Source organism: Gilliamella sp. BG1 (assembly GCF_046635625.1).
GTDB classification, from domain to species: domain Bacteria; phylum Pseudomonadota; class Gammaproteobacteria; order Enterobacterales; family Orbaceae; genus Gilliamella; species Gilliamella bombi.
Genome location: NZ_JBIDFG010000043.1, coordinates 1 through 1,940 on the forward strand (window position 1 = coordinate 1; position 1,940 = coordinate 1,940).

Annotated in this window: 1 protein-coding gene; it reads left to right on the top strand. The window is 31.9% G+C overall.

Translation table 11 applies throughout. From position 1 onward, the window contains the following. A partial coding sequence (locus tag ACGH80_RS11710) for a hypothetical protein (RefSeq protein ID WP_411631218.1) occupies positions 1–1,211 on the top strand: 1,211 nt, incomplete at its 5' end. Positions 1,212–1,940: the final 729 nt, after the last annotated feature.

A 1,940-nucleotide genomic window follows, 5' to 3' on the forward strand; every position in this document is an offset into this window, starting at 1 on the left:
CCAACACTTTTGCTGATATTCAAACCATAGTGCCTGTTTCAAATTATCCTGAAGTTTCGTTAACTAATTTGGTTAATGCTCCGTATAATTATGGTCGAGATGATGACGGGGATGAAGGCATTAATGCAACTGGCAAATTAACGATTAAATGGCAAGATAGCAGTGGTCGGGATATCACGGAACAAGTCAAAAATAACCCTAATAAACAATTAAATCTTTGCGACGCACCTTATCAACTTACCTTAACGGTAACTAATGGTAATTTATCAACGCAGTATGGTATTCCTAATAGTAGCGATTTTACTGGAAATAAGCATAGCTATTACATTAATCCAAAAATAGACATGCCCATTGTTTGTTATGCACAGCCGAATTTATATGTGGATAACTTAGCTTGGGGATCTGAGTATGATTTAGATGGTCCTAATTGGGTTGCAAATAAAGGATTTAAAGTTTTGGATGTTAGTAATCCTGCTGAGAATTTTCCAACAACAGGGGCTGATAGGTTGTATTTTTATTTATTACTAGGGGGAATTACTCCAGAGCAAGTAATCGTGGCAAACGGAACAACGGTAAGTGCAGAAAGTGGTACTGGAATAAGTTTGTCATTAAGTAAAGATGAGACGCCTAAATGGGAAGATTGGCTTGGAAACCCTGTTTCAGCCTATTTTGGTGGTGATAAAGGATTAAAAGTACTACTAAAAGGTCCTTCTATTAATTCAACAAATAAGGTGTTTACTCCATCATTATTTAAACTCTATGCTGATAGTAGCCATACAAAATTGTTGTATAGTTTTAAAATAGAGCGTTGGTATATTGTCCAGCCAGGCAAGTCAGCAGGCTATGCTAATGCACAACGTTTTTGTCAAAATTTAGGCAATGGTTATCGTATTCCCGATATAAATGATTATTCTAATGCCAATAACTTTGGTTGGACTGGCGGTATACCAAGAAGAAGTTCGGCTTGGTATCAAAGACGTTTAAGTTACCAAGAAGGCAATCGTTGGATTGGTGGATTATTTAATGAATGGGGAAGAACTTATAACGGGACTAGTAGCTATTTTGGCAGCGACTGGGATTCTGGAGATGGTTATTGGACTGCTCAACCATCTGGTATTTATGATCAGTATATTGTTAATTCCGGTGATGGCTATATAAACATTACTTACTTGACCCAAAGCGAAGTTAGAGTTGCTTGTGTTGTACCTTAAAATAATGCAATATTAAAAAATATTGAAGATGTAAAAAACGATAACAGGTAATATACATATCTACTATGTAAATACTAATTTAGTAGAATACCAAGTATTTCTAAAATTACTAGGTGGAGTATTATATAAAATTCTGCCTAGTTTTAGGATAGGCATCGTAAAAATATTAATATAAAATTCAAATTGTTAGAGATAAAAAATAACTATTCGTTTGAGAGTGATGAAAAATTTTTTATCAAAGATTAATTAAATTTTAATTTGCAAAAACTTTACTCAAAAGCTTAAAAAAACAAATGAATACTGAAAGGAATAGCCATAATCAGACAGAGCCAAAATTGACATGCTTTGTTATTTAATTATTATAGCTAAAGGCATCCAGATATTTTTTATAATGGTTTACCCAAAACTATTTTAAATAAGTTTAATTAATTGTTTTTAAATGATTAATTTCAAAAATGATCAGGAGGAAAATTGATTTTATTTAATTTTTCATTTGTTATTTTAACCAAACATAACATAACACCCAAAAAACTGTCTTCAAAAATATCATAAAGATAACCATCTTAAACCCTAAGGCTAACAAAGTATTACAAGCAGTAACAAAAAAACTAGCGAAGTCATTTTAAGTATTCTATAATTCAGACACTTTTGTAGTATTAATCGCTCATTAAACGAGCTATTGATTGTTAAAAATTCAAATAAAATAAAAACTTACTTGACAGGTGGAAT